The 26142-nt window shown below is 66.5% G+C and carries 21 protein-coding genes and 1 pseudogene; 5 read left to right on the top strand and 17 right to left on the bottom strand.

The window, feature by feature from the left end; genetic code table 11:
* Positions 1 to 8 precede the first annotated feature (8 nt).
* The 4 genes from pbpC to AC3WUM_RS24485 form a co-directional block, all read right to left on the bottom strand.
* Positions 9 to 2174 carry a penicillin-binding protein 1C gene (pbpC, locus tag AC3WUM_RS24500; protein ID WP_492413867.1) on the bottom strand — a complete coding sequence of 722 codons (2166 nt, stop codon included), beginning with the start codon at positions 2172 to 2174 and terminating at the stop codon, positions 9 to 11.
* 75 nt (positions 2175 to 2249) lie between these two features.
* Complete coding sequence (locus tag AC3WUM_RS24495; protein WP_492413866.1) at positions 2250 to 8033, bottom strand: alpha-2-macroglobulin family protein; 5784 nt, start codon at positions 8031 to 8033, stop codon at positions 2250 to 2252.
* Positions 8034 to 8208: 175 nt separating this feature from the next.
* Positions 8209 to 9300 (bottom strand): cell division protein ZapE, encoded by a 1092-nt coding sequence (gene zapE / locus AC3WUM_RS24490; RefSeq protein ID WP_492413864.1) that lies wholly within the window; start codon positions 9298 to 9300, stop codon positions 8209 to 8211.
* Positions 9301 to 9308: 8 nt separating this feature from the next.
* A complete protein-coding gene (locus tag AC3WUM_RS24485) occupies positions 9309 to 10100 on the bottom strand; it encodes a lysophospholipid acyltransferase family protein (protein ID WP_492413862.1) in 792 nt (263 codons plus the stop codon).
* 166 nt (positions 10101 to 10266) lie between these two features.
* Between AC3WUM_RS24485 and AC3WUM_RS24480 the strand changes: the two genes are divergently transcribed.
* The 3 genes from AC3WUM_RS24480 to AC3WUM_RS24470 all read left to right on the top strand — a co-directional run bounded on the left by AC3WUM_RS24480 (position 10267) and on the right by AC3WUM_RS24470 (position 12330).
* Positions 10267 to 11070: a DsbC family protein gene (locus tag AC3WUM_RS24480; protein WP_492413860.1), complete on the top strand. Its 804-nt coding sequence runs from the start codon at positions 10267 to 10269 to the stop codon at positions 11068 to 11070.
* An 8-nt stretch (positions 11071 to 11078) separates the two neighbouring features.
* Positions 11079 to 11843, top strand: coding sequence for a DsbC family protein (locus AC3WUM_RS24475; protein WP_492413858.1), 765 nt, complete (start codon positions 11079 to 11081; stop codon positions 11841 to 11843).
* Positions 11844 to 11922: 79 nt separating this feature from the next.
* On the top strand, positions 11923 to 12330 hold the full coding sequence (locus AC3WUM_RS24470) for a PGPGW domain-containing protein (protein WP_492413856.1): 408 nt from the start codon (positions 11923 to 11925) through the stop codon (positions 12328 to 12330).
* Positions 12331 to 12363: 33 nt separating this feature from the next.
* Here the strand turns inward: AC3WUM_RS24470 and AC3WUM_RS24465 are convergent, their stop codons facing one another.
* The 6 genes from AC3WUM_RS24465 to AC3WUM_RS24440 all read right to left on the bottom strand — a co-directional run bounded on the left by AC3WUM_RS24465 (position 12364) and on the right by AC3WUM_RS24440 (position 20281).
* A complete protein-coding gene (locus tag AC3WUM_RS24465; RefSeq protein ID WP_492413854.1) occupies positions 12364 to 12852 on the bottom strand; it encodes a hypothetical protein in 489 nt (162 codons plus the stop codon).
* Positions 12849 to 13883 carry an aminopeptidase gene (locus tag AC3WUM_RS24460; RefSeq protein WP_492413947.1) on the bottom strand — a complete coding sequence of 345 codons (1035 nt, stop codon included), beginning with the start codon at positions 13881 to 13883 and terminating at the stop codon, positions 12849 to 12851. The genes AC3WUM_RS24465 and AC3WUM_RS24460 overlap by 4 nt, the downstream gene beginning before the upstream one ends.
* Before the next feature lie 117 nt (positions 13884 to 14000).
* Positions 14001 to 14957, bottom strand: a complete 957-nt coding sequence (locus AC3WUM_RS24455; RefSeq protein ID WP_492413852.1) for an MBL fold metallo-hydrolase — start codon at positions 14955 to 14957, stop codon at positions 14001 to 14003.
* 12 nt (positions 14958 to 14969) lie between these two features.
* A complete protein-coding gene (locus tag AC3WUM_RS24450; RefSeq protein WP_492413850.1) occupies positions 14970 to 15935 on the bottom strand; it encodes a helix-turn-helix transcriptional regulator in 966 nt (321 codons plus the stop codon).
* A gap of 164 nt (positions 15936 to 16099) precedes the next feature.
* Complete coding sequence (locus AC3WUM_RS24445) at positions 16100 to 19153, bottom strand: efflux RND transporter permease subunit (RefSeq protein ID WP_492413848.1); 3054 nt, start codon at positions 19151 to 19153, stop codon at positions 16100 to 16102.
* A 12-nt stretch (positions 19154 to 19165) separates the two neighbouring features.
* Positions 19166 to 20281, bottom strand: a complete 1116-nt coding sequence (locus AC3WUM_RS24440) for an efflux RND transporter periplasmic adaptor subunit (RefSeq protein ID WP_492413846.1) — start codon at positions 20279 to 20281, stop codon at positions 19166 to 19168.
* 63 nt (positions 20282 to 20344) lie between these two features.
* On the opposite strand from AC3WUM_RS24440, the gene AC3WUM_RS24435 reads away from it, so the two are divergent.
* The gene (locus AC3WUM_RS24435) at positions 20345 to 21025 is read left to right on the top strand and encodes a TetR/AcrR family transcriptional regulator (protein ID WP_492413844.1); all 681 of its coding nucleotides are present in this window, start codon (positions 20345 to 20347) and stop codon (positions 21023 to 21025) included.
* A gap of 70 nt (positions 21026 to 21095) precedes the next feature.
* Here the strand turns inward: AC3WUM_RS24435 and AC3WUM_RS24430 are convergent, their stop codons facing one another.
* The 4 genes from AC3WUM_RS24430 to AC3WUM_RS24415 form a co-directional block, all read right to left on the bottom strand.
* A complete protein-coding gene (locus tag AC3WUM_RS24430) occupies positions 21096 to 21575 on the bottom strand; it encodes a carboxymuconolactone decarboxylase family protein (RefSeq protein ID WP_492413842.1) in 480 nt (159 codons plus the stop codon).
* 28 nt (positions 21576 to 21603) lie between these two features.
* On the bottom strand, positions 21604 to 22461 hold the full coding sequence (locus AC3WUM_RS24425; protein WP_492413840.1) for a sigma-70 family RNA polymerase sigma factor: 858 nt from the start codon (positions 22459 to 22461) through the stop codon (positions 21604 to 21606).
* Positions 22462 to 22569: 108 nt separating this feature from the next.
* The gene (locus tag AC3WUM_RS24420; RefSeq protein WP_492413838.1) at positions 22570 to 23055 is read right to left on the bottom strand and encodes a GNAT family N-acetyltransferase; all 486 of its coding nucleotides are present in this window, start codon (positions 23053 to 23055) and stop codon (positions 22570 to 22572) included.
* A 94-nt stretch (positions 23056 to 23149) separates the two neighbouring features.
* Positions 23150 to 23395, bottom strand: coding sequence for a hypothetical protein (locus AC3WUM_RS24415; RefSeq protein WP_492413836.1), 246 nt, complete (start codon positions 23393 to 23395; stop codon positions 23150 to 23152).
* 157 nt (positions 23396 to 23552) lie between these two features.
* Between AC3WUM_RS24415 and AC3WUM_RS24410 the strand changes: the two genes are divergently transcribed.
* Positions 23553 to 24596, top strand: a complete 1044-nt coding sequence (locus AC3WUM_RS24410; RefSeq protein ID WP_492413834.1) for an IS110 family RNA-guided transposase — start codon at positions 23553 to 23555, stop codon at positions 24594 to 24596.
* Positions 24597 to 24869: 273 nt separating this feature from the next.
* Here AC3WUM_RS24410 and AC3WUM_RS24405 read toward each other — a convergent pair whose 3' ends face one another.
* The 3 genes and pseudogenes from AC3WUM_RS24405 to AC3WUM_RS24395 form a co-directional block, all read right to left on the bottom strand.
* The gene (locus AC3WUM_RS24405) at positions 24870 to 25118 is read right to left on the bottom strand and encodes a BrnA antitoxin family protein (RefSeq protein ID WP_492413832.1); all 249 of its coding nucleotides are present in this window, start codon (positions 25116 to 25118) and stop codon (positions 24870 to 24872) included.
* A complete protein-coding gene (locus AC3WUM_RS24400) occupies positions 25102 to 25377 on the bottom strand; it encodes a BrnT family toxin (protein WP_492413830.1) in 276 nt (91 codons plus the stop codon). The genes AC3WUM_RS24405 and AC3WUM_RS24400 overlap by 17 nt, the downstream gene beginning before the upstream one ends.
* Before the next feature lie 66 nt (positions 25378 to 25443).
* Positions 25444 to 25866, bottom strand: a pseudogene (locus AC3WUM_RS24395) (transposase); the annotation flags it as partial.
* Positions 25867 to 26142: the final 276 nt, after the last annotated feature.

Genomic DNA, 26142 nt, shown 5'->3' with positions numbered 1-26142 from the left:
TTTCCACCCTAGCTGGGCGTCCGCACGCTGAAGTTCACGCTGTCGAGCACCCGGTCGCGGGCGTCGATCAGCTCGAGCCTGTGCGGGCCCGGCAGCGGCGTCCACAGTCGTGGCCGGGCCGCGTCGCCGAGCACGCGCCCATCGAGTCGCAGGCGCAGGTCGGCGGAAGCCGGTTCGACGCGCAGCGGCAGGTGCTGGCGCGGCAGCGGAATGTCCGGATCGAGCGCGATGAAGCTGCCGGCCGCCGGCGAGACGATGCGCGCGCGCGCCGCGAGCCCGGGCGCCGGGGCGACCAGCGCGGTCTGGGTGCCCTCGGTGAACCATTCCTCGCGCTCGGCTTCGATCGCGCCCGCATAGCGCACGTGCTGGTGCACGAGGCCTGCGGGCGGCGTCTCGGGCTCGCGTGGCGACGCGGCGATGGCCTCGAGCGCATCGAGAATCTCGCGCCAGGCCGGGGCCGCGCCGGTGATGCCCGAGACCGTGCGCATCGGGTCGCCCTCGAAGTTGCCGACCCAGACCGCGACCGTGTAGCGCGCGCTTCCACCCACGCACCAGTTGTCGCGCAGGTTCTTGCTCGTTCCGGTCTTGACCCAGGCGCGGTAAGAAGTCGACAGCGGGCCTTCGAGGTCGAAGGTCACCGCGCGCGCGCCGCGGTCGGCCAGGATGTCGCGGACGATGAAGGCGGCCTGGGCCGACATCGCTTGGCGCGGCGGCGGTGCTTCTTCGTCCAACCGATAGCGCAACGCCGACCAGCGGCCGCCGTTGGCGAGCGTGCGATAGGCGTTGGCCTGTTCGAGCAGGCTCACTTCGGCCGAGCCGAGCGCGAGCGAATAGCCGTAGAACTCGCCCGATTCGGTGAGTCCGTCGACATAGCCGAGTGCGTGCAGGCGCTCGCGGAACGCCTCGGTGCCCGCGAGCACGAGCGTGCGCACGGCCGGAATGTTCAGCGAGCCCGCGAGCGCGGTGCGCACGCTGACCAGGCCCTGGTAGTCGTGCTCGTAGTTCTGCGGCCGATAGAGGCCGGCGCCGGCCTCGAGCGCGACCGGCGAATCGTCGAGCAGGCTCGCGGCCGTGAGCCAGCCTTTCTCGATCGCCAGGCTGTAAAGGAAGGGCTTGAGCGTGGAGCCGGCCTGGCGCAGCGCACGCGCGCCGTCGACCTGCGCCGCGCGGCTGCCCGGACCGGCCGAGCCGACGTAGGCCAACACGTCGCCGCTCGCGTTGTCGACGACCACGGCCGCGCCATCGCGCACGCGCTCGCCGACGAGCGAGCGCAGCTGGTTCTGCAAGACCTGCACGGACAGCTGCTGGACGCGCGCATCGAGCGTCGATCGCAAGCGTTCGCCGGGCTCGCGCAGCAGGCGGCGAGCCAGATGCGGCGCGAGATTGTGTTCGAGCGCGATCGCGGGCGGACGCGCGAGTGCGGCGAAGGTCAGCGCCCGCTGCGCGTCGCAGTCGTCGCCGCGCAGCGAGCCGATCGCGCAGCTGCGCCGCGCGACGGCTTCGGCCTTCGCACCGGGCGCAGGCAACAGTGCGACGAGCGTGCGCGAATCGGCCAGCGTGAGCGCCGAAGCCGGCTTGCCGAACAGCTGCGCCGAAGCCGCCGCGACGCCCTGCGTCTCGCCGCGAAAGCTCACCTGATTCAGATAGGCCTCGAGTACCTCGTCGCGCGACCAACTGGCCGCGAGCGACCTCGCGGCGCGCATCTGCCGCAGTTTCTGCAGCAGGCCGCGACGCTGGGCCGTCGAAGCCAATGCCGGATCGAGCTGGCCGACGAGCTGCATCTGCAGGGTGCTCGCTCCGCGATAGGCCCGGCCGAGCGCCCGATCGCGCATCGCGCCTGCGATCGCGAGCGCATCGACGCCCGAATGCGATTTGAAGCGCCGATCCTCGGCCTTGATCAGCGTGTCGATCAGCGCCGGAGAAATCTGATCGAGCGCCACCCAGCCGAGCCGGCGCTGCGACAGGTCGAGTCGCTGCGTCTGCAACGGCACCCCGTTGCGATCGAGCAGCTGCGCCTCGGACGAGCGGTAGTGCTCGCGCAGGCTCGCGAAATCGGGCAGCGGCCGGGGCCGCGTGTCGCGCTCGATGCGCAGGGCGAACAGCAGCACGATCAGTGCGAGCAGCGAGGCCAGCGCGAGCGCCGAGCGTTTGAACGTGAGCCTCGGAATTCGCATGGTTCGGAAGAAATGCGGAACGAAGCGGCTGGTGTGGCGCGCCTGCGCGGGAATGCCAGATCTTTCGTACTGGGACTAGGGCTCCTTGACCTCGATCATCGCATTCGGCGTCTCGCCGAACATCTCGGGCGCGTACATCGCCTCGACGCGCGTCGCCGGCAGCGTGAAGCGGCCCGCGGCGTTGAAGCGCAGCGTGTACTCGGTCGAGAAGCGCCCCTTCGGCACGTATTCGTAGTAGGCGCGATAGGCATCGAAGCGGCGCTCCTCGAAGCTCGGCCAGGCCTGGCCGCTGGACTGTTCGCCAGCGGCGAGCAAGGCCGAATCGCGGCCGAGCTTGCCGACGATGCTGCTGCCCGCGGGCACCGGATCGTCGACGACGACCCAGCCCATGTCGGATGCGGCTTCGACTTCGAGCCTGATGCGCGCGACGTCGCCGATGCTCCAGCGATCCTTGTGCTTCTGCTCGACGGCCGTGATCGTGCGCTTGATGCGATAGCCGGCCGAGAACGGTTCGCGCAGCGGCACCGCGGCGCGCGTCTGCACGATGGCCCAGGGCGCGCCGCCGCCGTCGTGCGTGAGTTTCAAATCGGCGGAGGCGAGCGGCCAGGGCAGGTCGAGCGGTGCCGGATCGGCGCCCGCCGCGAGCTTGCTCCAATCGCTTTGCTGCGCGCTTGCTCCGAGTTCGGCGCGCGTGCTGCCCGTGACTTTGCCGCGCTCGAAGGCGCCCGCGAACTGTTCGAGCGCGAGCGAGCCCCAGGCGTTCGCGGTGCTCAAATCCCAGTGGCCGCGCCGCTGCAGATCGACCGCGCCGCGCACGAGGCGCGGCAGGTCGGCCTTCCAGTCGGCTTCCTTGAGCAGCGCGAGAATCGCGCGATTGGCGTTGCTGTCGACCGAGCCCATGAGCCACCAGGACAGCGAGTCCCGGTCGGATGACAGCCCGAGTCGCGTGCCCTGCAGGTCGAGCCGCGAACGCAGCACCGACTTGGCCTCGGCCAGGCGCTCGGCCTTGCGCGGCAGTTGGTCCACGCGCTGCAGGATGCCGATCCAGTCGATCAGTGCCGAGGTCGGCAGCAGCGTGGGATCGAAGCTCATCGATTCGAGCCATTCGGGCTTGGCGCGATCGTGGCGCGACAAGGCTTCGATCGCGGCGAGCCGGCGCGGAACCAGCACCGAATTGCCGATCGCGCCGCCACGGCGGATGCGGCCCGCGGCATAGCGTTCGAGGCCGCCGAGCATGCGCTCGCGGGTATCGTCCGGAATCGGCCAGCCGCTGGTGTCGGCGAGCTGCACGAGATAGCTCGTGAGCACGTCGCTGCCTTCGAGCGTGTCGATCGCCCAGTACTTGGCGAGGCCGTCGCCGTCGAGCGCGGTCGGCAGGCGGCTCATGAGCGTGTTCCAGGCTTCGCGGTTGTTCGTCGCGACTGCGCGCGAAGCCTGCTGCTCGTTGCAGCTGTACGGATAGGCCTGCATCCACTCGCGCACGCCGGCGAGGCTCGACGTCAGCGAAGGCGACAGCGCGATGCGCACACCGCCACGGGCAGGCGTCTCTGCTGCGCCGCTGCGCAGTGCATCGGATGGCGCCGCGACCGGCAAGGATTGCGGGCCATCGATTTGCAGCAGCGTCGCCTGCTGCACGCGCACCGGAACCGCTGCCGCCACTTGCTGCGTCACCCGCAAGGCGTCGAGCGTTTCGCCGCTGCCGCCCTTGGCGCTGACGGTCCAGCTCAAGCCGCTGATGCCGTAAGGCACGCTGACCGTGAAGTGCACGGGCTGCGCGGATTGCGCCGGCAGGCTGATCTGCTGCGAAGCCGGAGCGGGCAGTTCGGCATCGGATTGATCTCGCAGCGACGCGCTCAGCGCGATGCTCTGCGGCTGATCGCTGGTGTTGCGCAGCGTGAACAGCGCCTCGTACTCGTCGCCTTCGCGCACGAGCGGCGGCAGGCCCGACAGCAGTTGCACGTCCTGCGTCGTGCGCACGCTCGCATGGCCTTCGCCGAAACGGTCGCTGCCGGCGCTCGCGACCGCGGTGAAGCGGAACTCGGTCAGCGCATCGTTGAGCGGAACTTCGAGCTTCGCATGGCCTTGCGCATCGAGCGGAACGCGCGCCTGCCAGCTCAGCAGGCTGTTGAGCATTTCGCGCGGAGCCCCGCGTCCGCCGCCGCCGCCGGGCGCCGCGGACTTGCGTCCGTAGTGCCGCTTGCCGACCACCTGCATCTGCGCGGTGGACGTCAGCACTTCGATGCCGCGGCGCTGCATCATCGCTTCGAGCACCTCGACCGAACGATTCGGCAGCAGGTCGAGCAAGGCCTCGTCGACCGCAGTGAACGCGAGCTCGGCGCCTTCGGGCAAGGGCTTGCCGTCGGCCGTCTTCACTTCGATGTCCACGCTGGCCTTGTCACGCGTCTTGTACTGCGGTTGCGCGGGCTTGACCTTGACGAGCAGGCGATGCGCATCCCAGCCGACGTCGACGGCGGCGATGCCGAGCCGATACGCGGGCTTGGACAGATCGACCATCGCGGTCGGATTGCCGCCTTCGATGCCGATGAAGCGATCGAGCCCGAGCCAGCGCAGGAAGCTCGCGAGCTTGCTGCGGAAGTCGCTGATGCGCGGGCGCAGCGCGAGCACGGAGACGTAGACGTTCGGTGCGTAGCGGTCGAGCATCGGCACTTCGATGGTCGGATCGCTGCCCGAGATTTCGGTGACGAAGGCGTCGAGCACGCCCTCGCGTTCGATGCTCACGAGCGCGGTGGCGTGGCGGAACGGGCTGCGTACCTGCAGTTTCAGCTTCTGTCCCGGTGCGAGTTGGCGCTGCTCCGGAATTACGTCCATGCGATCCGAATCGCCCTGCACGAACCAGTCGTCGTCGCTACCCGATATCCAGGCGCTGTTGGTCGCGCGCGAGCGGCGGCCCTCGTCGTCGCGCGCGACGGCTTCGATGGTGATGCTGCCCGTGGCCTTCGGGTCGATGCTGCATTCGAAGCGGCCTTGCGCGTCGCTGCGTCCGCTGCAATCCGCCGCGAGCTTGCGCGTTTCGGTGCTGCTCGAATACGCGTAGAAGCCGCCGACGAGGCGCTTGCGATAGCCGTGCGACTTGCGCTCGTAGAGCGTCACCGACACCGGGCGATTGGCTGCGGGTTTGCCGTCGACCCCGAGCACCACGGCCTGCACCTTCAGCGCATCGCCGGCCTTGATGTTGCTCGATCCGACGCCGACGACCACGCCGGCCGGCCACAGCGCGACGCTGCCGCGCACCGACGCGATCTGGCCGTTGGCGTCCGGATACTCGAGCTCGGTGACGAGCGTCTTGGGCTCGTCGAGCTTGGGCAGATCGTCGATGACCGTGTGTGCCGCGCCATTGGCGTCGAGTACGAGCGGCTGCGTGCGACTGCTCGCAGGTTTGCCGCCTTCGTCGTTCTCTTCGTCACCGTATTCGCCATTCTCGACGAGCCCTTCGACGATACGCTCCGCGCCGAAGCGATAGCCGTCGTAGCCAACGAAGTCGAGCGCTTTGGGCTGCAGCTGGCTGCGCAGCTTCACGCCGAGACCGCCCGCGCCGCCACCCGAGAAGTAGCCGACGTAGAGATCGAGCGGCAAGGATTTGAGCGCGATCGCGGGCTGCTTGGGCGGCTCGACGAGCGCCCGCATGAGCGGCACTCGATATTGCTCGACGCGGAAGCTTCCGCTGTCCGCGCTGATGCGTTCGCCATCGGGCTTTTCGGGGCCTTCGAACCGCAAGTGGTATTCGCCGAGGCGCGCCGAATCCGGAATCTTCCATTCGCTCGTCGCGATGCCGTGCGCATCGAAGCTGAGCGGCAATTCCACGCGCTGCTCGCCGCCGATGTGCTCGACGATGAGCTTGTCCGGAGCCTCGGCCGGAACGCGCAAACCCTCGGCGTCGTGACGGCGCCAGTAATGCTTCATCGATACGGTTTCGCTGGCGCGGAACAGGCTGCGGTCGAGCACCGTGTGGCCGATGGTCGGCGTGTCCCAGAGGCCCATGCTCAGGTTGAAATCGTAGGGCGAGATCCCTTCGTTCCAGCTCGACAGCACGAACGAGAAATCGCCGTCGTGACGTGCGCTGACGAGCAGTGGAGCACTGTCGCTGCTGCTCTCGCAGCTGCTCCAGGTCTGCGGTTTCGGCAGCGTCGCGGCGATGCGCACGATGCCGTTTTCGTCGCTGCGTCCCTGCCAGATCGGGCTCGCATTGCAGCCATCGACGACGCGCACCTCGGCGTTCGCGACGGGCTTGCCGCGATCGAGCGTGGTGACGAAGGCGAGCGAGGATTCGCGTCCCCATTTGAAATGCACGGACAGATTGGTGACGAGTGCGGTGGTCGCGACGTAGCGCGTCTTGCCCGGCCCGATCAGCGCTTCGCCGAGCCGCGGACTCGCGATCTCGACGACGTGAAAGCCCGGTTCCTTGAGCGGAATGCCGACCACTTCGAAGGCCTTGCCGCCGACCGGCCGCTGGAATTCGAAGCTCGCGACCTCGCTGTCGCCCGCGAACACCGAATCGACGCCGGGCTGAATGTAGGCGCGCTCTTCCCAGCGCCCATTGGCCGCGCGATGCACGCGCGCCATCCAGTCGATGATCTGCGCTTCGTCGTCGATGCGCTTGCTCTTGCCGCCGATGGCGAGTGCGTTCACCGGGTCTTCGATGTCGCGCAGCGTCACGGGCAGCACGCCGCCTTGCTTGAGTTCGAGAATGCCGAATTCGGACGGGAACTTGGCGAGCGGCGGCGCCGCATCGGTGCCGATCGCGAGCGGGAAGCTGCCGGCGTTCGACAGCGGGCGACCGGCGTCGTCCGCCAGATCGTCCGGCAGCGTGACGCTGAGGCTCGCATTCTCCGGAAACGGCGCCGCGAACTCGATGCGCTCGACCACCGCTTCGCCGTCGTCGAAAGCCTTCGGTTCGATCTTCCGCCCGGCGCCGACGATCCGAATCTTCGCCGCGAGTTTGGCCGGCACCGGCGCCGAGAAGCGCAGGCTCATCGGCAGCACCGGTACGCAGCCGGACTGCGGATGGAGCCGGTCGCACGAGAAGCTCGCGGTGAACGCTGAGCGCGTCTCGAACTTGAGCACCTGGTCGGTCGTCGTCGCCGCGCCGCCGGCCGCCGCGATGCCCGAGCCCCAGACCAGATCGACGCCCGAGGCATCGGGCAGCGGCCGCGCGCAGCGCAGCAGCACCAGGCGCTGTTCGCGCAGGGAAGCCTGCTCGGGGGGCAGTTTGGTCCAGGCGTCTTCGCCGTTCTCGCGCAGCAGCCGCCGGTACTGGTAGCCGAGCTGCTCGCGCTGATCGAGCACGGCCTTGCGCTCGGCGCCTTCGAGCAGCTTCACGGGAAGGCGCTCGGACAGGTTGTCGACCGCGCACCAGGCGTGCTGCTCGATGCTTTCGCGTGTCGCCGGCGCGTCGAGTGCGAGCAGGAACAGCTGATCGGAGTCGATTCCGTTCGAACCCTCGTAGGGCATCGAGCGGCGCACGGCCGGGCCGCCGGTGTCGAACGCGAATTCGCGCTTGCCGGTGATGGCCACACCGGCCTCGGTCTTCAGGTCGGCCTTGAGCTTGACGCTGCAGCGCAGGCCGGCGGGCAGGGTGGCTTCGAAATCGTAAGCCCAGTTGCGCGAATCGACCCAGCGACCGCTGCCCCTGGCATCGCCGCAGCGGATATCGGCCGGAGCGGGCAGGCGAGGATCGCCCATCGGCACCATGGCTTCGTCGAAGCCGATGCTGATCTGCGCGACGTCGCGGACGCTGCCCTGCGGCGAAACGCGGGTCACGGTCGCCGCACCGGCGGCGGGGCTCAGGCCGGTCAGCAGGCCGATGAGGATCAGAGCGGTTGGGGCAAGGGCTGCGCGCATGTTCCTGACCTGGAATCTGTTCTTGTCGGGTTCTCGTTCGTGCAGCGCAAGATAGCGTATGCGGCAGGCGGGCCCCAGCTCTGCCAGCGCCACGCAAGCCGGCGCCGGCAGCGGTTTGGCGTGGCGCTGGGCGACCGTGTTGGCCGTGCGCGCCGGATCGGGTGAGCCGCGCGCCTCAGACCAGATGCGGCTTGGCCAGGTATTCCTGCGACTGCATCTCGCGCAGGCGCGATTGCGTGCGCTTGAATTCGAAGCGCAGTTTCTTGCCCGTGTAGAGCTGCTCCTGCGGAACCGCGGCCGCGATCAGCAGCTTGACGCCGCGATCGTAGAACTCGTCGACGAGGTTGATGAAGCGGCGCGCGGAGTCTTCGTGTTCGACGCTCAGCTGCGGCACGCGCGAGAGGATCACCGCGTGGTATTCACGGGCGAGCTGGATGTAGTCGGCGGCGGCGCGCGCGCTTTCGCAGAGCTCGGAGAAATCGAACCAGGCGACGCCGTCGGCCCGGCGACGCGCCTTCACCGGGCGGCCCTGGATCTGCAGCGTGACGTTCTCGATGCCCGGCTCGGGCGCGATTTCGCCGAACCATTGCGCGAGCTTGGCTTCGGCCTCGGCGTCGCTGCTGTCGAGGTAGAGCTGCACGCGCGTGAGCGCGCGCAGCCGGTAGTCGACGCCGCCGTCGACGTTGAGCACCTTGAGGTTCTGCTTGAGCCGCTCGATCGCCGGCACGAAGTTCTGCCGCTGCAGGCCGTCCTTGTAGAGCTCGTCGGGCGCGCAGTTGCTCGTCGCGACCAGCGTGACGCCTTCATCGAACAGGTATTCGGTGAGCTTGCCGAGGATCATCGCGTCGGCGATGTCGGAGACGTAGAACTCGTCGAAGCAGAGCACGCGCACCTGGTGCGAAATCTCGAGCGCGACGAGCTTGAGCGGATCGCGCTTGTGCGAGAAATGCCGGCGGCGATCGTGCACTTCGAGCATGAAGCGGTGGAAGTGCGTGCGTTGCTTGTGTTCGAACGGCAGCGAGTCGTAGAACGCGTCCATCAGATGCGTCTTGCCGCGGCCGACGCCGCCCCACATGTAGAGCCCTTCGACCTTCGGCCAGATCAGCCGGTCGCTGAGCAGGCGCTTCTTCGGCGGATTGGCGAGCAGGGCGCGCTGCACCTGATCGAGCGCATCGACGGCGGCGGCTTGCGAGGCGTCGGCGACGAAGCCGCTCTTGGCGAGGTCCAGTTCGTAGCGCTGGCGCGGCGAGAGATTCGAATCGGTCATGTTCAGGCTCAGACGAGCTCGACGGGCTCGTCCTTGGGGACTTTGGAAGGAGTGCTGGCCGCGGCGGCGGGCTGCAGGTCGGGTTCGCCGCACATCGACAGGATCTGGGCGCGCGCCGCGTCGCGCAGCAAGGCGACATCGAGATCGGAGGCGATCGGCTGGCCGATCTCGACCTCGATCCAGCTCCAGCGAGGGCGCCAGCTGCCGCCGCCGAGCAGGCGCCGCGAGCCGCGGATGGCGACCGGTACCACCGGCACGCCGGCCTTTCTGGCGAGCAGGAAGGCGCCGTTCTTGAACGGCAGCAGGCCCGCCTCGGCCTTGAACGTGCCTTCGACGAAGATCGCGAGCGACTGGCCCTGCTGCAGCGCCTTGAACATCTGCCGGGTCTGCATCGCCCCGGCACGCGCGTCCTCGCGGTTCACGAACAGGTGCGCCATGCGCTTGAGCACGGCCCCGGCGTAGGGCCAGTTCGCCACGCCGTGCTGGATCACGAAGCAGAAGCTCGGCGGCAGCGCGGCCGTCATCAGCAGGCCGTCGTAGTAGCTCGCGTGGTTGGAAACCACGATGCAGGGCGTGCGCGGCAGCTTGTCGCGGCCCTTGACGCTGAACGGAACGCCCATCAGCAACAGGCCGAGCCGGGTGCCGAAGGCCCCGAGCCTGCGCCGGCGTTCCACGCCCGGCACCACCAGGATTAGCGGGCAGATCAGCACGAAGGTGACGACGCAGAACACCAGGACCGCGTAGACACTATGGACCAGCCCGAACAGCGGGCCGAACAGGGACGGGGGGGCTTGGCGCATGGGGCGTCATTATAGGTTCAAGGCCGGCGGGCTCACGTTGCGAGGGCCGGCGTCGCGGATGATGCAGAAAGATCGCCGTGAACAACGGAGCTTGTTTGGTGTCATCATTTCCGCCTTCCGGCGGCTGCTGCCGACCCTTTGCCGTCCCACCCAGATGGATCGTGCTGTGATCAAACTCCGCTACTGCCTGTCGCTCCTGATTCTGTCCCTGGCCGCCTGCGCTCCGCCGGCGCCCGAAGCCGGCAAGCAGCAAGCCACCGACGATCGGATCGACGCGGCGCCGGCGGCGACGACGGGAGACATCGAATCCGTGCGCGCCGCGATCAAGGCGCATGTCCCGGACCTCGACCCCGAGCACGTGCGCGCCACCCCGCTGCCGGGCATCTACGAGATCCAGATCGACATGAATTTCGGCTACGTGACGGCCGACGGCCGCTACCTGATCGCGGGCGACCTGACCGATCTGCAGACGCGCAAGGAGATCACCGAGGATTCGCGCCGCGTGGCGCGCGCCACGCTGGTGTCGAACCTCGAGAAGGACGGCTTCATCGAATTCGCGCCCGAAGCCAAGAAGGCCAAATACACGGTCACCGTGTTCACCGACATCGATTGCGGCTTCTGCCGCCGCCTGCACAGCCATATCAAGGAATACAACGATCAGGGCATCGCGGTGCGCTACGTGTTCTTCCCGCGCTCGGGTGCCGATACCGATTCGTTCTACAAGGCCGAGCAGGTGTGGTGCTCGGCCGACCAGAAGAACGCGCTCACGCAGGCCAAGCTCGGCGCGCCGATCGCCGGCGACCGCTCGTGCAAGAACCCGGTCGCCGAGCAGCTGCAGGCCGCCGGTGACCTCGGCCTGCGCGGCACGCCGTCGATCATCCTCGCCAACGGCGACCTCGTTCCGGGTTATCGCCAGCCGGCCGAACTGCTCAAGCTGCTGCAGGCTTCCGAGGCGACGCCGGCCGGCTGATTCCCGGCATGCCGACGATGCATCGACTCGGCGGCGGGCTGCGGCCTGCGATCGTGCTGCTCGGCGTGCTGCTCGGCGCGAGCGTCTCGGCGCAGCAGCCCGATCCCGAGCTCGAGCAGATTCGCGACAAGCTCGCCAAAAGCCTGCCCGACGTGCAGCGCCAGAACATCGTGCGCTCGCCGGCTCCGGGGCTGTTCGAAATCCATCAGGCGCATGCCTTCGGCTACGTGACGGCCGACGGGCGTTATCTGGTGTCGGGCGACCTGATCGACATGCAGTCGGGCGCGCGCCTGACCGATCAGCGGCGCAACCAGGAGCGCCTGCAAAGCGTGCTCGACCAGGCCGGCAACGCCATCGTGTTCGCTCCGCCGCCGGGCCAGGCGCGGCAGTGGGTGACGATCTTCACCGACGTCGATTGCCATTACTGCAAGCTGCTGCACAAGGAAATCGATGCCATCAACGACGCCGGGATCGGCGTTCGCTACCTGTTCTTCTCCAAGGACGGCAAGCCGTCCGAGGCTTTCGACGAGGCGCAGAAAGTGTGGTGCGACGTCGATCGCCAGGGCGTGCTGAGCACCGCACTGCTGACCGGCAAGCTGCCGCGCCGGGCCGTCGGCGGTTGCCCGAACCCGGTCGAGAGCCAATACGAACTCGCCAAGGCGATGGGCCTGCGCGGCACGCCCGCCACCATCCTGCCCGACGGCAGCGTGCTGTACGGCTTCGTCAAGGCGCGCGAGTTCGTCAAGCAGGTCGACCAGCATCCGGCGCGCTGAGCGCGGGCCGCAGCGATCGGCGATTCAGTCGCCGGCCATTGCGTCTCTCCTACGGTTCGGCAACGGAGGGGACGAGACGATGATGGAGCGGATCAAGGACCGCCTGCGGCGCTTCAAGGAAAGCGAGCCGGGGCACCGCTTTCAGGATCAGCATGCAGCACGGCGCGAGGCGCACAGCAGCGCCTTCGGCCGCGTGCTGCGCCTCGGAGCTGGCATCGTCGTCACCGTGGTCGGCATCATTGCGATGCCGGCGCCAGGCCCTGGGACGCTGATCACCGCGTTCGGGCTCGTGATGCTCGCGCATGAATCGCTGGTGGTGGCCAGGCTGCTCGACGCTTCCGAAGTCAAGCTGCGGCCGATCGTGCTCGGTGCGCTGGCCTGGTGGAAGCGGCGCGGCACGGGCGCGCGGATCGCGCTCGGGGCGCTCGCGCTGCTCCTCGTGGGGCTGTGCGCGCTGGCGGGACTCTGGTTCTTCTTCGCGAGCTGACGGCCGGGCTTGCGCGGCTGCGCCGTGCTGCGCTCAGCGCGCCCCGTAGGCGTCGTCGCAAAGCCGGTGCAGTTCGTCGAAGGCATCCTTGAGCTTCGGCAGATCGTCCGGCTCGGGCGCGAGCACGGGTGTTTCGCTGAGCTTGCTCGAACTCACGACATCGCCCGGGTTGGTTACCTGCATGTCGATGCAGTTGAGCCGCGACTGGCAGTACAGGCCCAGCGAGCCGCTGCCCATCCAGAGCGGAATCACGTCGGCCAGCGGAACTTCCTGCCTGACCACCTGGCCGCCTTCGATCGCCTCGCGACGAATCTCCAGATCGCAGCCGTTGCGCGAGAAACGATAGCTCCACAGGAAATAACGCCCGCTGCGGCTCCAGCCTTCGCCGCTCTGGCGATTGAGCTTTTCGAGGACGAAGCGGTTGGCGTCGCGGCGCGCCTCCGACGTCGAGTCGCGACTGCCGAAGCCGCTGGTGGCGACGACGACGAGAACGAGCAGCAGCAAGCTGCCGCGCTTGCTCATGCGGAAGGCTCCGCGCTCAGGGCTTCGAGCCTGGCCTGGCGTTCGTTCGGCGCCAGCGCGCCGAGGCGCGCGGCGGCCTCGTAGAACGCGGCCCAGTCGCGATTCTGCTCGCGCCAGAGCGCGGCGAACGCCGGCACCCACTGATCGTAGAGGCCGAACGGCAGCAGGCGCGCGTTGTTGAGCGGCTCGGCGAACCAGTCGTCGTAGCCCGCGTAACCGCTCCAGGTCTCGTCGCGCAGCACGCGATAGCGTGCCTGCAGGTCGTCGAACACGGCCTGCTTGGCCTGGCGCATCGCATCGGCTTCGAGCGGCTGGGCATAGAGCGCCTGCAACTGCTCGCGCGTCGCCAGGATCAGCTCGACGAACTGGTGATTGCGCTGCTCCCGGCGCAGCTCGGCGGCCTCGTCGATGCCGGGCACTTCGTTGAGCGCGAGATAGTCGCGACGGCCTTGCTGCTCGACGAAGCTCGCGAAGGATTCGTTGAACGCGGTGTCGTTCTTCACGTAGAGCCGCTGGTGCGCGAGCTCGTGGAACAGCGTGCCGATCAGGTGCGCATCGGACCAGCGCATCATGGTGTTGATGACCGGGTCGTCGAACCAGCCGAGCGTCGAGTAGGCCGGCACGCCACCGACCTCGACCTCGTAGCCCTCGCGCTTCAGCTTGGCGGCCTGCGCCTCGGCTCCGGCCCGGGAGAAGTAGCCGCGGTACGCAAGGCAGCCCGCGATCGGAAAGCAGGACTCGACCGCCGCGAGCGAGAACTCCGGCGTCGCGAACACGTTCCAGACCACGTAGTCACGCTTGAGGTCGGCGTACAGCGTATAGCTGCCGTTGTCGGGCAGATGCAGGTGTTCGGAGGCGAAGCGGCGAGCCTGCTGGAGCTGGCCGAGGCGCTCGCGCAGCTTGGGGTCGCGCCTGGAATCGCCGACGATGCCGGCGATCGATTCGCGGCTCGACAACAGCTGCACCTGCCCACGCGCGAGCTGCCAGTAGTAACCCGCGGTGGTACAGCCGGTGAGGGTCATGGCCACCATCAAGTGGAGGGCCAGTCGGCCGGCGACGAGGAACGAACGCATGGGCGGCAGTTTAGCCGGCGGCCGCAGGGCCTGGGCATCCGATCGTAACGGCGACCGCCGACCTGCCTGGACCGCTCAGCCAGCCTTGTCGAGCCAGACTTCGAGGCCCTGGGCATTGAGGTCCATGTCCAGTGCGAGCCAGTCGCGGGCGAAGGCCTCGGTGGCCGGCGAGCGCTTCGCGCGCAGGGCCTCGAGGCTGTAATCGAGCAGGGCGGCCGCGAGCGCCTGATGACGCGCATCGCCGGCCGGAATCTTGCGGACCAGGGCCTGGTAGTCGCGCAGCCCTTGCCGCAGTTCGCCGGCGAGCTGCGCCACATTCTCGACGCAACCGTAATGCGTCAGGTACATGCGCTGCGGATCGAACGACAGATAGCGGTCGAGCGTCTGCTCCCAGGCGTCGGGCTCGAACTGCACGGGCGTCGTCGTCGGCAGCAGATACGCGCCGTTCGGGCCGTCGAAGACGCGATACGACAGCCCGAAGGTATCGCCCGCGAAGAAGCCGCGGCTTTGCGCGTCCCAGACCGAGAAGTGATGGCGCGCGTGCCCGGGCGTATCGACGAACAGCAGCTCGCGGTCACCCAGTGCGATGCGAGCGCCGTCGGCCGCTTCGATCACGCGTGAGGACTCGATCGGCAGGATCTGGCCGTACATGGCGCGCACCACGTCGTCGCCGTAGACGGCGGTCGCACCGGCGATGAGCTTCGACGGATCGATCAGGTGCCGGGCACCACGCGGATGCACGACGAGCCGGGCCTGCGGCAGTTCGCGCATCAGCAGGCCGGCGCCGCCGGCATGGTCCAGATGGACGTGGGTCGGAATCAGATAGCGGATCTGCTCGCGGCGCAGGCCCAGCGATTCGATCGTTGCGAGCAGGCCGGGAACTCCGGGCGACGTGCCGCATTCGATCAGCGCCGCGACGCCCTGGTGTTCGACCAGATAGCAGCAGGCGAGCCCGGGCCTGTCCTGCAGCGTGTCGATGCAACGAATGCCGTGGCCGAGGTCTTCGGCCTCGCGAATCGCCGACAGGTCCATGGTGGCCGGGCTTCAGCGCGCGGCGGCGGCCGGCGGCGCCACTTCGCTGTTGGCGGCCGGGCGGCGCACGAGGTCGACCAGGTCTTCGCGGCGATAGATGCCGAGCTTGCGATAGATGCGCGAGGCATGGTTGGCGACCGTCGACACCGCGATGTCGTACTGGCGCGCGACGCTCTTGAAGGTCTTGCCGTTGCCGAGCGCGCGCGCGATCTGCTGTTCGCGCGGCGACAGGCCGTCGAGCGGCAGCGGCTTGCGCGCATACATCTGGAACACGCCGCCGAGCGGCGAAACGCGGAAATGCAGCGGGCCGTGGACGAAATCGGCGGTGCCGTCGAGTTCCAGGTTCGGCATCGCGAACGGCAGCTCGGTGAAATCGGGCGAGCCGTCCTCGGCGGCGACCAGATCGCGGAAGCGTTTGCTCGCCGCGTAGATCACGCCGCCCGAATCGATGACCGCGGCGGTGCCGCGGTTGCTGCGGCCGAGCGCGAGCAGCCACTCGTCGCGCTGGATGTACTGGTGCAGCGACAGGCTGCCGGCCTCGACCAGATGCCCGACCGCGCGGCTCAGCAGCGCGGTCGGCTGCGCGTTGCCGCGGAAGTAGACCAGCACCACGCTGTCGAGCGCGGTCTTGCGATGCGAATAGCGCTGCACCTGTACGCTCGTGGCATCCGCGAGCTTGGGCGACTGCAGTTCGGAAGGCACCGGCGAGAGCAGCTTTTCGGCGAAGTCGCCGGACTTGGTGAGCCTGGTCACGGCCGAGCGGCTGATGCCGAGTTCGGCCGGGAACTCGGTGAACTCGCCGATCACGCTGCTGTGCGACAGCGTGATCCAGACCGCGCCGGCGGCACCGGCCCACTCGCACAGCGCCGACAGGCCACCGTCACGAAAATCGGACCACTCGCTGGTGATGGCCCGGCCGTAGAAGTCGTGGATCAGTTCGTCGAAACGAGGCTCACTGATGTTCTCGGGCGTGCTCATCTGCAGTCCATGCATGGCGGGTGGCTCGAAGACCGGGTCGCCCGAAACTGGCGCTAAACCAAGCTCTTCGGGCGTCTGATGGTCAATTCGTAGATATACCGTTAGATATACCACAGACCACGCACGAATCCGTGCCCGCCGGATCGAAGGGCCAGCACGAAAAACTAGCGCGTGCCGGTACGCGGCACCCGGAACCAGGCCGCATAGAGCGCCGGCACGAACAGCAGGGTCAGCAGCGTCGCGGCGATGAGCCCGCCCATGATCGCCACCGCCATCGGGCCGAAGAATTCCGAGCGCGACAGCGGAATCATCGCGAGCACCGCCGCCGCGGCGGTCAGCACGATCGGCCGCAGGCGGCGCACGGTGGCGTCGACGATGGCGACCTGCGGTGGATGGCCGTCGGCGATGTCCTGCTCGATCTGGTCGACCAGGATCACGGTGTTGCGCATGATCATGCCGGCCAGCGCGATGGTGCCGAGCATGGCGACGAAGCCGAACGGCTGCGTCGACACCAGCAGCGCCACGGCGACGCCGATGATGCCGAGCGGCGCGGTCAGGAACACCAGCACTGTGCGCGAGAAACTCTTGAGCTGGATCATCAGCAAGGTCAGCACGCAGAGCAGGAACAGCGGCATGCCGGCGTTGACCGAAGCCGAACCCTTGCCGCTATCCTCGACGGTGCCGCCGGTTTCGATGCGATAGCCGCGCGGCAACTCGATCTTCTGGATCTCGGGCAGCAGCTGGCTGACGACCACCGGCGGCTGCACGTCGGCGTAGATGTCGGCGCGCACGGTCACGGTCGGGATGCGATCGCGACGCCAGAGGATGCCAGGCTCGAAGCTCTGTTCGATCTGCGCGAGCTGGGCCAGCGGCACCGAGCCGCCCGCGGTCGGAATCGCCAGCGAGCCGAGCAGGTTCAGGTGCTTCTGCTCGGCGAGCGGGCCGCGCAGGGTGATCGGAATGAGCTTGTTCTCTTCGCGGAAGTCCGACAGCTGGGCGCCGTCGAGCGAACCCGAAATGGTCTGCGCGATGTCGGACGAAGTCACGCCGAGCGCACGCGCACGGTCCTGATCGACCTTGACCTTGATGACCTTCGACGGCTCGTAGCTGTCGAGATGGATGCCGGCCGGGTAGGGATTGGCGCGGAAGATCGCGGCGACTTTCTCGGCGATCTGCTGCGCCACCGCACGATCCGGGCCCATGACGCGGAACTGCAGCACGTAGCCGACCGGCGGGCCGTTCTCGAGCCGGTTCACGCGCCAGCGCAGATCCGGGAAGTTCAGCGGCAGTTCTTCGAGCAGCTTGGCTCGCAAGGCTTCGCGGGCCTCGATGTCGCGCGTGTTGATGACGAACTGCGTGAAGCTCGCGGCGGGCAGCTGCTGATCGAGCGCCAGATAGAAGCGCGGCGTACCGGAGCCGACGTAGGCGACGAAATTCTCGATGCCTTCCTGCTTCTTGAGCAGCGCTTCGAGCCGCTTGGCGGCCTCGTCGGTCGCCTCGAGCGAAGCGCCTTCGGGCAGCTTCAGGTCGACCAGCAGCTCCAGGCGCGTCGACGACGGAAAGAACTGCTGCGGCACCATGCCGAACAACACGATGGCGCCGACGAAGATGCCGAGCGTGGCCGCGATGGTGGTCCAGCGCGCGTCGACACACCATTGCACGGCCCTGCGGAATGCGCGGTACATGCGCGTGTCGTAGATGTCGTGATGCTGCGCGTTCTCGGACTTGCGGAACGCATGCTCGGGCAGCAGGTAGTAGCCGAGCAGCGGCACGAACACCACCGCCGCGATCCACGACAGCAGCAGCGCGATCGTCACCACCTGGAAGATCGAGCGCGTGTATTCGCCGGTGCTCGACGCGGCCGTCGCGATCGGCAGGAAGCCTGCCGCCGTGATCAGCGTACCGGTCAGCATCGGGAACGCGGTGCTCGTGTACGCGAAGGCCGCGGCCTTGAGCCGGTCGTGGCCTTGCTCGAGCTTCACCGCCATCATCTCGACCGCGATGATCGCGTCGTCGACGAGCAGGCCGAGCGCGAGCACGAGCGAGCCGAGCGAAATCTTGTGCAGGTCGATGCCGAACTGGCGCATCGCCACGAAGGTCGCCGCGAGCACCAGCGGAATCGTCAGCGCCACCACCAGGCCTGTGCGCACGCCGAGGCTGATGAAACTCACCGCGAGCACGATCGCGACCGCTTCGACGAGCGCATGCACGAACTCCTCGATGCCGCGCGTGACCGCGCGCGGCTGGTCGGCCACGCGCGACAGCTCCATGCCCAGCGGCAGACCTGCGCGAATGTCCTCGATCTCGGCATCGAGCGACTGCCCGAGCCGGATGATGTGCCCGCCTTTTTCCATCGACACCGAAATGCCGAGCGCGCTCACGCCGTTGACGCGCATGCGCGTGGCCGGCGGGTCTTGGTACCCGCGGTAGATGTCGGCGATGTCGCCGAGCCGCACGCTGCGCCCGTCGGCCGCGATCGGCAGATTGCGCAGGTCGTCGACCGATTGCAGGCGTCCGCTCACGCGCGTGTAGATACGTTCGAGCGGCGTGTCGAAGCTGCCGGTGGCGACGATCGCGTTCTGAGATTGCAGCGCGTTGACGACGCTCGTCAGCGGAATGCCGAGCTGGCCACGCTTGGCGTTGGCGAGATCGACGAACACGCGCTCTTCCTGCGTGCCGAGGAAATCCACCTTCGCCACCTGCGGCACGCGCAGCAGGCGCTCGCGGATGCGGTCGCCGTAGTCCTTGAGTTCTTCGTAGCTGAACTCGGGCCCGGTCAGCGCGTAGATGTTGCCGAAGGTGTCGCCGAACTCGTCGTTGAACAGCGGCCCGACGATGCCGGCCGGCAGGCGACCGCGAATGTCGCCGATCTTCTTGCGCACCTGGTAGAACGATTCCTGCATCGCCGACGGCGGCAGGTCGTCGCGGATGATGATGGTGATCACCGATTCGCCGGGCCGCGAGTAGCTGCGCACGAAGTCGAGCGTTTCGAGCTCGAGCAGCTTCTCCTCGATGCGATCGGTGACCAGGCGATCCATCTCGTCGGCGCTCGCGCCGGGCCAGTAGGTCTGGATCACCATCACGCGGAACGTGAACGGCGGATCTTCGGACTGGCCGAGGCTCGTGTAGGCGCGCACGCCCATCACTGCGAGCAGCACCATGAAGAAGATCACCAGCGGGCGGTTCGCGAGCGCCCATTCGCTCAGGTTGAAGCGCATGGCGGCGGTTCCCTAGAGCCCGACCGGCGCGCTGCGATCGATCGCCTTCACGGCCATGCCCGGAAGCAGCAGGTGCACGCCGGCCGAGATCACCTGATCGTCCGGCTTCAAGGGGCCGCGCACGATCGCGTCGCGCTCGAGAAACTGCAGCACTTCGACCGTCACGGGCTGCGCCGTTAGCGGGTCACCCTGCGCGCGCCAGATCGTCGGCTTGCCGTCGATCTCCGTTACCGCCGTCAGCGGCAGGCGGAACGAGCCGGCGACCGCGGAGGCGCCGACGATCACGCTCGCGGTGGTGCCGAGGCGAATGGCGTCATCCGGGTCGACGATGGTGATGCGCGCCTCGTGCGTGCGCAGCTGCGGATCGGCCGCGGCGGAAACCTCGCGGATGCGGCCCTGGTAGCGCTTGTCCGGCACACCCCAGAGCGTGATCGTCAGGCCCGGCGAGTTGCGCAGCGCGGCGACTCCGCCGCCTTCGGGCACGGTGATGCGCACCTCGCGCTCGCCATCTCGGGCGAAATTGAGCACCGCCTGACCGGCGGCGACGTTCTGGCCGACTTCGGCCAGCAGTTCGGTGACGGTGCCCGGCGCGTCGGCCACCAGGCTCGTATAGCCGGCCTGGTTGCGGATCACTGCGAGCTGCGATTTGGCCTGATCGAGCCGGGCCTGCGCGGCGTCGGCCTCGTTGCGACGCAGATCGACCAGCGACTGGCTCACGAAGCCCTTGGCGAGCAGGTCTTCGTGACGCTTGTATTCGCTCCTGGTCAGGCGCGCATCGGCCTCGGCGGCCTTGACCGCCGCGTTGGACGCTTTGACATTGAGCCTGGCATCGACCGGATCGAGCACGGCGAGCACGGTGCCCTTGTCGACGTGCATGCCGATCTCGGCGCGACGCTCGATGATCTTGCCGGCGACCCGGAACGACAGCGCCGATTCGACCCGCGCGCGCACGGTGCCCGGATAGGCTTCGCCGGCGAGCGCATCGAGCGCGGCCGGCTTGACCACGGCGACCGGCCGGGGCAGGGCGGGCGGGGCTTCTTTGCCGCCGCAGGCGCTCAAGCTCAGGATCAGGGCCAACACGAAACTCGAACCGGCCGCCACTTTTTGCGGGCCGAAGCTGCGGTGCATGAGGTCTCCCATTGCGGCCGGCGGCCGCCCACTCATTTCTGAACTTGATAGTACATTAAGTGAATGTCACGTCGCCCGTTCCCACCCGCCAAGCCCCCTGCGCCCGAGCGCGAAGCGCCTGCGCGCGGCCGCCCCAAGGACCAGGACAAGCGCCTGGCCGTGCTCGAATCGGCCAAGACGCTGTTCGCCCGCGACGGCCTCGAATCCACCAGCATGGACGCCATCGCCAGGCTCGCGGGCGTTTCGAAGGTGACGCTGTACAGCCATTTCGCTGACAAGGACGAGCTGTTCCGCGAGGCGGTCGAACAGGTGTGCCGGTCGCACACGCCCGACACGCATTACGAATTCGCTGCCGGCCAGAACCTGCGCGAACGTTTCACGCTGATCGCCGAAGGCTTCTTCGACCTCATCATCGGCGAGGACTCGCTGCAGCTCACGCGGCTCATGGCGAGCAACCCGGAGCGTCATCGCAAGCTGTCGGCCCTGTTCTGGCAAGCGGGGCCCGAGAAGACTATCGCCCTGTTGTCGAAGATGCTGATCGCCGCCACCGAGAGCGGCGAGTTGCAGGTGCTGAATCCGGCCGAAGCGGCCTCGCAGTTCTTCTGCCTGATCAAGGGGCCGTATCACCTGCAGATGCTCGTCGGCGCGATCGAAGCCGTGCCCGCGGCCGAGCGCCGGCAGCACATCGACGCTTCGGTCGACGTGTTCTTGCGGGCGTATTCGAAAGTGAGCAGCAAGCGTTAGCGGAAAACCCCGCACATCGGCCGTACACCTACGAGCACCGAGACCTTCGCGGAGTTTCCATAACCTGCGCTCAGGCCAGCTCGGCCTTGTCGAGCCCAAACGCCTTGTCGAGCGAGCCCGGCACGTTGCGGAACGCGACGTTGAGCCGGTTCCAGAGATTGATGATGCCGACCGCGAACGTCAGATCGGACAGTTCCTTCTCCGAGAACTGCTCGAGCGCGGCGGCGTAATCGGAGTCGGTGACGCCGTGCTCGCCGAGCCGGGTCAGCGCCTCGGTCCAGGCCAGCGCCGCGCGTTCGCGCTCGTTGAACAACGGCGACTCACGCCAGATGGCGACGTGGTGCAGGCGCAGTTCACGCTCGCCGCCGATCTTGGCCTGCTTGATGTGCATGTCGAGGCAGAAGGCGCAGCCGTTGAGCTGCGAGGCGCGGATGTCGACCAGATACAGGATGCCGCTTTCGATGCCGCTGGCCTTGACGCCCATGCTCAGCGTGCTGAGTTTCTTGAACAGGTCCGACGACTGCTGCATGTAGTTGAGGCGCTGTGACATGGTGATGCTCCGTTGATGAGTGAGGACTTCACTCACCAGACGGGGCAGCCTCCGCGTTTGTGACATCGACCGTTCTCAGCCCGAGTTTCGATGCGATGCGCCTGAGCTTGTCCGGGTTGCGCTGCACGAGCATGCGGGTCACGCGCTGGCCGTCGGTCTCGATGCTTTCGACCGAATGCAGGCGGTCGCCGACGATGCGCAGCAGCGCCCATTCGCCGTTGACGAGTGCCGGCTCCAGGCGTTGCAGTCCTGCCGTGCGACGCACGGCCGCGATGAACAGCTTCACGAGCCTCCAGGCGCCGATCAGCGGGCGACCGAAGCTCGACACCTTGCCGCCGCCATCGCCGATCAGCTCGGCATCCTCGGTGAGCAGCGCCTGCAAGGCGGCAGTGTCTCCACGCGTGAGCGCGTCGGCGAAACGATCGAGCAGGCGGCGGTGCACTTCGGGCGAAACGCTCTGCCGCTGCTTGCCTTCGCGCAGCTGCGTCTTCGCCCGGCTTACGAGCTGACGCGACGCGGCTTCGGTCTTGCCGATGCAGCGTGCGACTTCGTCGTATTCGAGATCGAACAGCTCGCGCAGCACGAAAGCGGCGCGCGCATCCGGTGTCAGGCGTTCGAGCAGCGCGAGAAAGGCGATCGAGACCTCATCGGCGCGCTCGGTGGCTTCCTCGGGCGTCGGCTCATCGCTGAGCATCGGCTCGGGTAACCAGAGTCCGAAATATTCCTCGCGCTCGTTTTTCGCCAGACGCAGCCGATCGATCGCGAGCCGCGTCGTCACCGTCACGAGCCAGGCTTCGGTGGAATCGAGCGCGGCTCGCGGCGCCTCATGCCAGCGTAGCCAGGCGTCCTGCACCACCTCTTCGGCCTCCGCGACCGAACCGAGCATGCGAAGTGCCAGTCAATCATGCTGGGTCCTGAAGTGCATAACAGCCTAGCTTCAACAGCGACTCTGCCGAGCGATAGCGAAGGCGGGGACGTCCGCTGGAATCTATGCCTAGGCGGCGCTATCGAGCTGCTTCTCCATGTGGATACAGGCGATTTGAAGGCCGCTGCGCGTTGAGTGGAACCCCCTGCCGAGCTCTACATACCCGTATCGGCCGTAGAACGCCAAAGCGTTCAGTGACGCATGCAGCATGACCGCCCTGAGGCCCAGGCTACGAGCTTGGGATTCAACACGCTCTAGCAGTTGCGCACCTAGGCCTTGGCCTGCAACCTCCGGATGCACAAACACCGCATTAACCTCTCGTGCAGCAGCCTTGAGCCCAGCAAATCCAACGACCCTATAACCTTCCATAGCAAGTATGAAGCCCTCCCTCTGAAGCATGGCCCCATAGCCTTCCGGCATCGCCGCAGCGGACCATGAATCGATAATGTTCTTCGGGTAGTGAGAGGAACAGCCACGCACAATAGCTTCCGTTCTAACGGCCCAAACAGCATCAGCATCGGCGATGCGCGCACTTCTGAAAACAATGGATTCCATGCGGGAGATGTTTAATGCCCGAACTCAGCCGCGGATTTGCCGTAGCGGAGCGAAGGCAAATACGTCGGCTGCAGCGCCTGGTTGGGGCTAGCTCTCACTCTGCAAGCTCCCAGATGCCAACGGGCGATACCTCTTGGCTTTTCATAATCGATTTTCGGCGTAATGCATTGCCGGCCCAACGCATGTCGTATTGCCACGTGAAGAACAGATTGCCTGACTTGCGTAGCTCAGCTTCGCGGTTGGCCCAAATGTGCTTTGCGATCTCGACGATTGAGCCACGACCGCCTAATGCTTTCAGGGCTTGGTGCACCCAGTCTTGAAGATCTTCTTTCGACGCCATGACTCCCTCCGCTTTTGTCAGCCCAGCCGAGCTTAAGCCGCGGAGGCCGGGATGTCGGGTTGAATGATGGAATGGACTCCTCCCGCTGTTTTAAGCGGCATCTGAGTGCCAAGCTGGATGTGTTGATCATCAGCGGAAGCAACAGGAGGAGTCCGATATGGAATCTACGCTCATCGCGGTGGATACCGCAAAGCTTGTTTTCGAGGTGGCGGAATCGGCACGCGGCAAGGTGGTCCGGCGTCTGCGGCTGAATCGGGCGGCATTCGCCGATTACCTCGCGCAACACGAGCCTGCCGAGTTCGTGCTGGAAGCTTGCGGCGGCGCTCATCACTGGGCGCGTCTGATGCAGGCCTACGGCCACCGTGTTCGCTTGCTGCCCGTGCCCTACGTCTGCGTCTATCGACGTCGAAACAAGACCGATCGGGTCGATTGCCTGGCGATGTTGGAGGCGGCGAAGAATTCGGAGATTCTGCCGGTGCCGGTGAAGTCGCCTGAGCATCAGGCGATCCAGGGTTTGCATCGTTGTCGCAGCGCTTGGATGGAGACGCGTACTGCACGCATCAATACCTTGCGCGGACTGCTGCGCGAATTCGGTCTGATTCTGCCAGTGGGTGCCGGTGCAGCCTTGTTGCGAATCCCCGAACTGCTCGAGCACGAAGCGCTTCCTCCGCTGCTGGCGCCCACACTGCGCCAGCTGTTCGACGAGATTCATGAACTGGAACAGCGCATCGACGCCGTCGAACGCCAACTCGAAGCCGTCAGCAGACAGAACCCAGTGATTTCTCATCTGCGACAGATTTCCGGCATCGGCCTTCTGACCGCCACGGCGCTCTACGCCAGCGCCAACGACGCGAGCCACTTTCGTGATGGCCGCCATTTGGCCTCGTGGCTGGGGCTGACACCACGCGAGCATTCCAGCGGATCGATCCGAAAGCTCGGGGGCATCAGCAAGCGTGGCGATCGCTACGTGCGCATGTTGATGGTCCACGGCGCCCGGTCGGTACTACTGCGAGCCGGGCAGATGCAGCGAGCCGGACACGACCTCAATGCCTTGCAACGATGGGCACTAGCGTTAAAGGATCGAACCAATCACAACAAGGCGACGTGTGCGCTGGCCAACAAGATCGCGCGCATCGCCTGGGCGACTTGGCGGCACGGCACCGTGTTTGATCCGAATCAGGCAGCGGCGGCTGCGGCCTGATTCAAGCAGCACAACCCTTTCTCACGGTTGCGCAGGAGAAGACAGCAGATCATGGCGTAGACGGTCGGACCGTCCGGGAAATAAGGCCGATAACTAGGTCGAGCGAAAAGCTCGTTTTGAACGTGTGGCCTTCCCGGCGCGAATTTCCATGAAGGCTCGGCCTGTTTCGCGGGCCATCGACGAAGCCGAATGTACGACTGCAACCACCTTCACACGCCACGGTCAGCGATTTACTTCATCTGCCCCTTGTGGGAGGAGTCCATGTAGCTCTGGTTAGACCGATGCATCACGAAATGCCCGTAGTACGGCATTGATTTTTGTCTGGTAGCCGGGGCCTTGCCCCTTGAACCACTCCAAAACATCTTGATCCAGCCGGAGCGACACCGCCGCCTTTGTAGGCAGCGGTTTTAGGCCTCTGCGCACCACCCCACGAACGATGCGCTCGACGGATGCCTCGGGATGCTCTGCCGTGGGTTCTGCACCGCCAGTCTTCAGGTGCTGCCAGTTAGTTTTGGACTTCACGGAAATAGATTTCTGCTTCACTGCTCGTGGCCTTGCGGAATGAGATGATGCGGATTTCATGCTCGCTCTCGGTGTGCGCAATTGAAACGGGGATTCCGGCAAGCAACCCCAACGTTATGAAACGCTGCTCGCCGTAGAAGAACCGATCGTCTTCAAAGGTGAAGGTTACGCCTTCAAAAACCTTCGGAGCGTCAACGAAATCAAGTCCATGCAACCTCAGGTTGATTGCGCGCTTCCGCTCTGACCATGTGAACTCCATGGCTCAATGTATATACGCCATGTAGTGGCGTCAAGGCGCCTTAGTCCTCCCTGAAGAATCCGAAACTCAAGCCGAAGCCAGGTTTCCGATAAAGGGATTATCTGTCATCGGGGAGCAGGCATTGCGTCGAGGATCGAGCCTTCGCCCGATCAGGGCCAAAATCGCGAGCAGCAAAGCGGCGATCCAGCGCATCAGCCAGCGAATGTTGTAGCCGGCGGCGCAGAGCACGGCGTGCATCGCATCGCCGGTGGGGCCCTTCAAGTGGCAGCGGCGCAGCCGACAATCGTCCTTGGCGTGGCCGATGACGGGTTCGATGCTCTGCCGGCGCTTGAGCCAGCGCTTCTGTGTTCGGGTCAGGTGCTTCAAGCCACGATGCAGGATGTCGATGCCGTCGATCTTGCGTCCGCGAAAACCCAGATCGACGATGACGTGGCGGGGTTTCACCTCTGTGAGGATGGCGACAGCGATTGACTCGAGGTTTGGGGCGAGTTGCACTGAGTTTTGATCGAGTGACATGGAGTTGGGCAGGGGGATGTGAAATTGAGGAAGGTGGATCGCTGATTGGGTCGTGCACTGACAAACGCCAAGCCCCTCTCCCGGCGCTGTCGCGCCACCCTTGTATGTTTATCCCCCCCAACGAGCCCGACCACCCTCTGGATCTGAATCCGCGGGAGAGCATGGGCCGTTGGGGATAGCGGTATGGTCTGAAACCCGAACAGTTGCCTGAGAACCATGAACTCGAATCTGCAAGGCAGGGAGATGACG

This window comes from Hydrocarboniphaga sp. FW305-C-57, assembly GCF_058783045.1.
The sequence above is the reverse complement of the archived record's forward strand: the minus strand, read 5'-3'. Positions and strand labels throughout refer to the sequence as shown.

Coding starts and splice junctions, on each gene's coding strand:
- AC3WUM_RS24455 (WP_492413852.1), bottom strand. CDS start 14,957: ATGGACCTGTCGGCGATTCGCGAGGCCGAAGACCTCGGCCACGGCATT.
- AC3WUM_RS24495 (WP_492413866.1), bottom strand. CDS start 8,033: ATGCGCGCAGCCCTTGCCCCAACCGCTCTGATCCTCATCGGCCTGCTG.
- AC3WUM_RS24485 (WP_492413862.1), bottom strand. CDS start 10,100: ATGCGCCAAGCCCCCCCGTCCCTGTTCGGCCCGCTGTTCGGGCTGGTC.
- AC3WUM_RS24475 (WP_492413858.1), top strand. CDS start 11,079: ATGCCGACGATGCATCGACTCGGCGGCGGGCTGCGGCCTGCGATCGTG.
- AC3WUM_RS24460 (WP_492413947.1), bottom strand. CDS start 13,883: ATGGTGGCCATGACCCTCACCGGCTGTACCACCGCGGGTTACTACTGG.
- AC3WUM_RS24400 (WP_492413830.1), bottom strand. CDS start 25,377: ATGGAGTTCACATGGTCAGAGCGGAAGCGCGCAATCAACCTGAGGTTG.
- pbpC (WP_492413867.1), bottom strand. CDS start 2,174: ATGCGAATTCCGAGGCTCACGTTCAAACGCTCGGCGCTCGCGCTGGCC.
- AC3WUM_RS24450 (WP_492413850.1), bottom strand. CDS start 15,935: ATGAGCACGCCCGAGAACATCAGTGAGCCTCGTTTCGACGAACTGATC.
- AC3WUM_RS24440 (WP_492413846.1), bottom strand. CDS start 20,281: ATGCACCGCAGCTTCGGCCCGCAAAAAGTGGCGGCCGGTTCGAGTTTC.
- AC3WUM_RS24415 (WP_492413836.1), bottom strand. CDS start 23,395: ATGGCGTCGAAAGAAGATCTTCAAGACTGGGTGCACCAAGCCCTGAAA.
- AC3WUM_RS24410 (WP_492413834.1), top strand. CDS start 23,553: ATGGAATCTACGCTCATCGCGGTGGATACCGCAAAGCTTGTTTTCGAG.
- AC3WUM_RS24470 (WP_492413856.1), top strand. CDS start 11,923: ATGATGGAGCGGATCAAGGACCGCCTGCGGCGCTTCAAGGAAAGCGAG.
- AC3WUM_RS24465 (WP_492413854.1), bottom strand. CDS start 12,852: ATGAGCAAGCGCGGCAGCTTGCTGCTGCTCGTTCTCGTCGTCGTCGCC.
- AC3WUM_RS24430 (WP_492413842.1), bottom strand. CDS start 21,575: ATGTCACAGCGCCTCAACTACATGCAGCAGTCGTCGGACCTGTTCAAG.
- AC3WUM_RS24435 (WP_492413844.1), top strand. CDS start 20,345: ATGTCACGTCGCCCGTTCCCACCCGCCAAGCCCCCTGCGCCCGAGCGC.
- AC3WUM_RS24445 (WP_492413848.1), bottom strand. CDS start 19,153: ATGCGCTTCAACCTGAGCGAATGGGCGCTCGCGAACCGCCCGCTGGTG.
- zapE (WP_492413864.1), bottom strand. CDS start 9,300: ATGACCGATTCGAATCTCTCGCCGCGCCAGCGCTACGAACTGGACCTC.
- AC3WUM_RS24425 (WP_492413840.1), bottom strand. CDS start 22,461: ATGCTCGGTTCGGTCGCGGAGGCCGAAGAGGTGGTGCAGGACGCCTGG.
- AC3WUM_RS24420 (WP_492413838.1), bottom strand. CDS start 23,055: ATGGAATCCATTGTTTTCAGAAGTGCGCGCATCGCCGATGCTGATGCT.